The sequence below is a fragment of the Trichocoleus sp. FACHB-591 genome (genome assembly GCF_014695845.1).
GTDB lineage: Bacteria > Cyanobacteriota > Cyanobacteriia > FACHB-46 > FACHB-46 > Trichocoleus.
This window is the reverse complement of record NZ_JACJPA010000106.1, coordinates 1-6761: the sequence shown is the minus strand read 5'-3', so window position 1 is coordinate 6761 and position 6761 is coordinate 1. Positions and strand designations below refer to the sequence as shown.

General features: G+C 48.2%; 6 protein-coding genes. 2 read left to right on the top strand and 4 right to left on the bottom strand.

Going from position 1 to position 6761, the window contains the following annotated elements; genetic code table 11:
* Together H6F90_RS21915 and H6F90_RS21910 are read left to right on the top strand one after the other, a co-directional pair.
* Positions 1-203: IS1 family transposase (locus H6F90_RS21915; RefSeq protein ID WP_190554306.1), on the top strand; the 203-nt coding region annotated here is incomplete at its 5' end.
* Positions 143-355: a hypothetical protein gene (locus tag H6F90_RS21910; RefSeq protein ID WP_190554307.1), complete on the top strand. Its 213-nt coding sequence runs from the start codon at positions 143-145 to the stop codon at positions 353-355. The genes H6F90_RS21915 and H6F90_RS21910, both read left to right, overlap by 61 nt.
* On the opposite strand, the gene H6F90_RS30845 is transcribed toward H6F90_RS21910, so the two are convergent.
* From H6F90_RS30845 to H6F90_RS21885, 4 genes are all read right to left on the bottom strand, one after another.
* A complete protein-coding gene (locus H6F90_RS30845) occupies positions 330-392 on the bottom strand; it encodes a hypothetical protein (RefSeq protein ID WP_242024587.1) in 63 nt (20 codons plus the stop codon). The two genes, H6F90_RS21910 and H6F90_RS30845, sit on opposite strands and share 26 nt — an antisense overlap.
* A gap of 94 nt (positions 393-486) precedes the next feature.
* The gene (locus H6F90_RS21900) at positions 487-4914 is read right to left on the bottom strand and encodes a CHAT domain-containing protein (RefSeq protein WP_190554305.1); all 4428 of its coding nucleotides are present in this window, start codon (positions 4912-4914) and stop codon (positions 487-489) included.
* Positions 4915-5487: 573 nt separating this feature from the next.
* The gene (locus H6F90_RS21890) at positions 5488-6576 is read right to left on the bottom strand and encodes a lipopolysaccharide assembly protein LapB (protein ID WP_190554303.1); all 1089 of its coding nucleotides are present in this window, start codon (positions 6574-6576) and stop codon (positions 5488-5490) included.
* Positions 6577-6611: 35 nt separating this feature from the next.
* The coding region (locus H6F90_RS21885; RefSeq protein WP_190550225.1) for a transposase at positions 6612-6761 on the bottom strand (150 nt) is incomplete at its 5' end.

The following is a 6761-nucleotide window of genomic DNA, read 5'->3' as shown; positions in this document are numbered from 1 at the left end:
CTATGTTCATTGAGGAAAGTGACCAAATTGTCAGTAAGACTTATATGACTCGGGTGGAGGGAGAAAATACCCGACTGAGGCATTATTTAGCACGATTGCACCGGAAAACCTTGAGCTACTCCAAATCAGTTGAGATGTTGAGGTGTTCACTTCGGTTGCTGCTGCATTATTTGAAGTATCAGACAATTCCTCTCTCAGCTTAAATCATTACCTATTCAGCAACGCCGCAGTTGTAGCGATGATGTTAGCCCTTAAGGGCGCGATCGCCCAACTTTATGGCAGCGCCCGGACTAGCTCTAACCCACTAGCGATCGTTTTGCGTAGATGCCTTATTCTGCTTCTCCAATCAGCGTGAATGCTGCCCAATCTCGCGGCTGGGGATGGGTTTTCATTGTGGTTAACATTGCCTGCCGGAGCGCCTGTGCCTTAGGATTTTCTGAAGTTTTGATAAAACGTCTGCATCAATGTTGCGGTCGGTGCATCTTTTCAACTCCCTTGCAGGGTAAAGGCAGCCCAATAGTAGGGGGCTTGCCAATCCTGACTTTGCCATAGTTTGATTTGTGCGGATCTCAGGGCAGCAACGGGTGGTAAACCTTGGCTCAAAATACCTTGATAAAAGTGAGTCATGAGCAGAGCTGTGGAGTCATCATTCACATCCCACAACCCCGCAACGACCTGCTTGGCACCTGCATACATCAATCCTTCGGTCAGACCAATTAACCCCTCACCCTGAATCTCTTTGCCCAACGCGGTAGTACACCCACTCAGGACTACCAAATCTGCTGATAATTTCAAGTTAAACGCATCAGCGGTAGACAGTAGGCTGCGTTGAAGCGCTCCTTGGTCATCGACGATCGACAAAACCATGCCCGATCGCTGCGGATTCTGACTATTGAGAATGCCATGACTAGCAAAATGAACGATTCGATACTGCGCCAACTCTGGACTCATTGCAATTTGTCGGCTGGCAGCAGCGTCCAGTTTCACCAACCTTTTGGCAGGGGGAACCAGCGCCACAATTTGACTCGCTTCCTGTCGTGTAGCAGGTAAGCGCGAGTAAAGGATTTCAACATCGGTAGTGCGATTGGGAGAGCGATGTTGGAGACGTTGATCGTCGCGACTAAAAATGGGATCTGCCAGCATTGCTAAGGTTTTAATGGGTGCTTTAGCATTAGCTCGATGCTGTAACCCAATCTGCATTGAGGCAGAAGGTAAACTCACAATTTCATGATCGACCAATAGAGGAACCTGATTTTCTCCAGTGGTTCCGGGCTTGGGTAAGGCTGCAAACGGCAAGTAATGCAAAATTCCGTCACTGACAACTAACAGCCGTTTGTCGCCCAATTGCTCTGCAACAGGTTTTAGGAGCATCCGGCTTAGTTGAGCAGCGGCATCGGTTTCAACAGTATTAGGAGAAGCTTGTGGAGCGGCACCACGGCGATCGCCCACTCGATAGAGTGGTGACTGCATCAATTCAATAAACTTCCGCGATACAGCTTCGATCTCAGACTGTTTTGGCAAATTGTAGGTTTGCAGTGTCTTTGAGGTTACTGCCCACAGATAGCTGCGTTCTTTGCCTAAAGAGTATTCCAGCAGAATAGTTTTGTCATCCAACTGCTGTTGTAGATCTTTCAGGGGCAAGGGTTGAGCGAGTTGAATGGCTTGCAACTTGGCTGGAGAGGTAGATGAGTTTGCCGTACTGGGGCGCGAGGCGCGATTCACCATGGCACGAAGGCTGCGGGCGTGCGATCGTTCACTGGCTTGAAAAGCCAACTCCTCATAGCCAGCAGTGGGCGCCTGCTGGTGCAGTTGCATGAGCAAATCAATGTAAAACCCGTAGTAGTTATGCTTTGAGGCGAGGTAATCTGCCAGGTTGAGGTATGACTTGTAAGGGCTAGGTTTCTGAGACAGGACAGGTTTGTTACTCCCCTTCTGCTGTTGGTGGCTAATTTGCGCTTTATCTGACTCAATTCGATCAATTGCTGTTTCAATGTGCGTTTTTGCTTCGGTTAAATTGCCTTGCTGCCGTTGAACGATCGCCATTTCCCAATAAGTATCAGCCTCCTGCAAACTATTATCAGCTTTGCGCCACAGTGGTAGGGCGAGATTATAGGCTTCCAGCGCCGAAGCGTTCTGTTGATTTGCAGCGTAGGCTTTGCCCAATTGGAAAAACGCATCAGCAGTCGCACCATCGGGTATTTTTGCCCAAAAGAGCGTCCACAGGCTTCGCCAAAACTGGTCGAGCGCGTTGGCTGGCTGGGGGCGAGAAGGTTTTGGAGCCTGATGCCCCATCTGCAAAATCTGCACGGCTTGCTGGTGCGCCTCAACTGACTCCTGAGGTTTACCTAACGCCAGCAGTGCCTTACCCAGGGCAATATAGGTTTTAGCATGGTAGACGTATTGTGCTTGAGCGAAAATCTCTGAGACTAACGGCATGATGCCCAAAGATGCGATCGTGGACGTGTCTGTAAAATTAGTACCTTTAGAGAACAAATTCACCTGAATTGTCGCACTTTGCAGATCGCGCGGTGCCAGGGTTTTCCACTGCGTCAATGCTTGATGATAAGCCTGCACTGCTTGCTGAGGTTTGTTTGCTTTGGCCAATTCCTCACCCTGTGTGTAGTGGTAGAACACATCTAGCCACGGAAGAAACGGTTGAAATTGAGTTTTATATTCCGGTCGTTTGGCAAGGGCTTGTTGAAAAATCGGGATGGACTGATTAAGCCAGTTGATCAGCGTCTGGTTGAACTGTGTGTTAGAAGAATTGCTGCTAGCGGTTGCCAGTACACTTAGCAATAGGGATTTCATCACAGGCAAGAGGTTCTTTAGCTCAGGCGATTTATTAATAATCGCAATTTTCTCTAGCGTTTTCTCAGCCACGATGCGTCCTTTCGTTAACGCCCGATCGCGATAACTCTGCGCTTCCTGCTGCCAACCGATATCCGCGTAGAGCGTACTCATCAGAAAGGCTTCGCCTGCATCGGTCAGTTCAGGAATGAATTCGGTCAGGAGTTTCCGGTCTTCTTGAGAAGTAGCGGAACCACTTTCGAGGAGAGATTGAAAGAGGGAGGGAGTTTGGAAGAGGGATAAAGACGATTTGAAGGTGTAGAGTGCTTGCTGATAATCCCCAACGACTTGGTAAATACCACCCACATTAAAGAGCGACATTGCTTCCAGCAGATGCACATCGGCAAGGCTGCTTTTTCGCAGGTCATCGGTGCCAATGTAGAACTGAATATCGCCTCGGAAGCCAGTTTTGGGGGAGTATGTCCAGGAGGCACCTATATGACTTTGGCGATCGCCCGGTTGATCGACGCTGGTTAGCAGTGACGACGATTGAAGTTGGTTGGGTTGTTCTCGCAGAAATTGCCAGAGCAATAGGGCTTGCTGGTGAGTCATCAAAGATTGATCAATCTCATCAATTTCTCGGTAGCTTGCTGCCAAATGACCCAGAGTTAGTGCTTGCCAGAAGGGTTGCTTTAATTTTTGAAACAGCGGTGCAGCTTGGCGATAGGTGGCGATCGCCGACGGGTAATCCTCCAACTCCTGAAAAAGATAGCCGATATTGTTCAAGATGATAGTAGCCTGGGTGTTATTGTTGAGATTTTGATAAATCTTCAGTGCAGCTTGATAGGTGGAAATGGCTTGCTTTTTCTTCTCTTTGTCAATGGACTTTTTATTATTTTCGTTGTTACTGTCGTTTGTTTTATTGTCGGCTTGATTGTTGTAGATATAAGCCAATCCCTTGAGTGCTTCTGCTGCTCCTGCTTGATCGTTAGATGTTTGAGAGAGTTTGAGGGCAGTTTGGTAGAGGGCAACATTAGACTGCACTTCGGCAAGAGTTCGCAGTGCTGTGGCTTCGGCGATCGAGTCTTTTTGGGAGCGTGCCCGTTGTAAGTCTGCCTCCGCTCTGTTCACACGTTCTGCCTTACTCACTAACTTGTCAGTGATGCCCGATATTTCCTGTACATTCAGTACTACAGCCACTTGCTGAGGATTTTTGCCAGATTCCCATGCCAAATTCGCATCCTTCAAAATGCCTAGGCTAAGGACTCGTCTCCGGTCTTGTTCAAGTTGAGCGCGATTAAAAACCATGCCGGGCTTCGACCTGACTGCTGGGAGAATTACAGAGGCAAGAGTTTTACCGCCAACCATCTGCTCCTGAACGTTCGTTGGTTTATTTTCCGAGTTCACGAACTGCACCCGCATGGACTCAATCACGGGATTAATCACTCCTTCCGCAATTTTCAAAGTCACGATGCCATCTTCAGAAATCTTTAGATCTTTCAGCACTTTTGCCAAGACATAGCCGTTGGCTTGATAACGCTGAGTGAGCTTGTCAATACCTGCTTGAAAGGTTTGCAGATTGAGAATGTTGCCATATTGCGAACGAAAAGCTCCATCCACCACCATTACTGGCAGGACAGGCTTATTCCCTGAAACCGACACGATTTTTACCTGACGCAGTACTGGATTGGGCTGCACGATAAATGTAACCCGTACGCCCTTGGGAGTATCTTCTGGCACCGCTTTAACGCTGCTGAACCAGCCTGTTTTGAAGATGGCGTTGATATCTTTTTGAAGTTGCGATCGTGTTGTCACCTGCCCCGATTTGGTGACGAGCGCTTGATAAGCAATTTCTTGTAGCTTTCCCGATGCGCCCTGCACCACGACTTCCGCAACTAACACTCGTGGTTCTGGTTTACCATCTACAGGAGAGGTGGCAGCTTGAGCCAATATCTGAACTTTGCTATCTTCAACTATATCTGACGGTATTACCCTGACTCTGGGTTGCCCTAAAGCGATCAGAAATGGCTCAGATAGCAGCAGGCAGAGCATACAAGAAATAAAACCCAGGAAAACCCGTTTAGCGCTACGGCTTACTCGTTTGAATCGTTTCAACTGAGGGGGCATAGTGAAGTAAAACTCCGCGATGATTTTGGGCTGAGAGGCGATGAGTTTTAGAGTGGAGGCGTTAGTTAGGATCGTAGTTTTTATCGTAGTTAACCTCTCAGGTATGTGTTGGAGGGGTTCTATAGATTGAGAAGCCAGCAGCGACAGAGCCAATTCCAAACAATGCAAACATTAAGCTAGTTAGACGATCGCCGTTCGCTCGACTCTCAGGGCTATCTCCCCGAGCAATTCGCACTTTCACAGGAGCAGTCTTTGGGTTATACAAAACGGGAACGGTTTGATTTTTCTTGGCAGAGGTGCAATTGTTCGAAAATACAATCGTTCTGCCTTGGTGGGTCTGAAATTTGACAGTCATGTTGCAACTGGATGTGCAAGCACCTAGCCCTCCTCCAACACAAGTTGTTTGTTGGTTTTTCTCAGCGACAATGCTAGAGGTTGAAAGTGCTTTTGAACGAAAATCAACTTCAGCTCGGTAGCGATCAGGAATTGTCAAATACATCCAACTTGCGATTGAGAAGAAGAAACCAGGCATGAGCATGAAAAAGAAAATTCTGCCCCTTCCATCTCTCCGCGTCATGACGATACCCTCTCAATGTCTTGTAACGCTTGTTCAATCTGCTTCGTCAGGATTACCTTGCCTTGTGCTTTAGAGAGTTCTTCTGCCTGCCTCAGATGCTCAATCGCGTTCGGCTCTTGTCGATCGGCATACAAAGCAATTCCTAAGAGCAAGTGAGACTCAGCATCGTGGTAGCTCAGTGCAACGGCTTGCTCCAGCGCTGATATTGCCTCGGGTAGCTGATTTTGGGCTAACAGCACTGCTCCCAGAGCGTAGTGGGACTTGGGCGATTTTGAATCAAGTTCTACTGCCTTCTCAGCCTCAGCCAGAGCCTCACTTTGCTTTCCTTGTTTAGATAAGGCCAATCCCAGGTTGCTGTGGGCGATCGCCAACTTCGGGTCTAGCTCAATTGCCTTCTGGTATTGAGCGATCGCTTTGTCTGTTTGCTGCTGACTCAAGACTGACCCTAGGTTGCTGTGGGCCATCGCATTATTTGGCTTAAGCTCGATTGCCCGCTTTAGCTCGGTGCTGGCTTGTTCCAGATGTCCATGATCCGATAAACCCGCTCCCAGAGTCACCAAAGCTTCTGCGTTATTGGGCCTTAGTTCAACCGCTTTGCGAGCGGCTGTAATCGCTCCGTCAATATCGGATCGCTGATATAGTAGAGCAGCTAAATTCGTATATGCCTGGGCACTGTGCGGATTCAGCTCAATCGTGTTTTGATAAGCCGCGATCGCTTCATCATTCCTTCCACGGTCCTCCAAGGCGTAACCAAGGCTGAGATAAATGTCTTCTGGGTTTTCGGGAGTCAATTCAAGGGATTTTCGGTAAACGGCGATCGCTTGATCAACTTCCCCTGCTTGGTTGAGTGCCAACCCTAAATTGTAATAAGCATCTACATTATCTGAATCGTGCTTAATGACCTGACGAAAAGCTAACGCAGACTCTTGATAATCTCCTTCGTCATACGACGTGAGTCCTTGTTGAAACTGATACGAAGAGATTAGACGAGGAGCGTGAAGGAAACCAGCGAGTGCCAACCCCAAGAGAATGAATATGATACCTAGAATAGGTCGATTTGACTGTCGATTTGACTGATGTCGCATACTAGAGCCTCCTGATATAGCTGTCGCCACAAGAGTTAGGACGCGGCTTCCTTGAGGACTGTCTCCATCGCTTCACGCAAACTAGTAGCGCTGCGTCGTTGTTTGCGAATGCGGCCCTTTAACCATGCCCAACACTTTTCGATACGATTCAGGTCTGGTGAATAGGGCGGTAAGTAGACGACTTG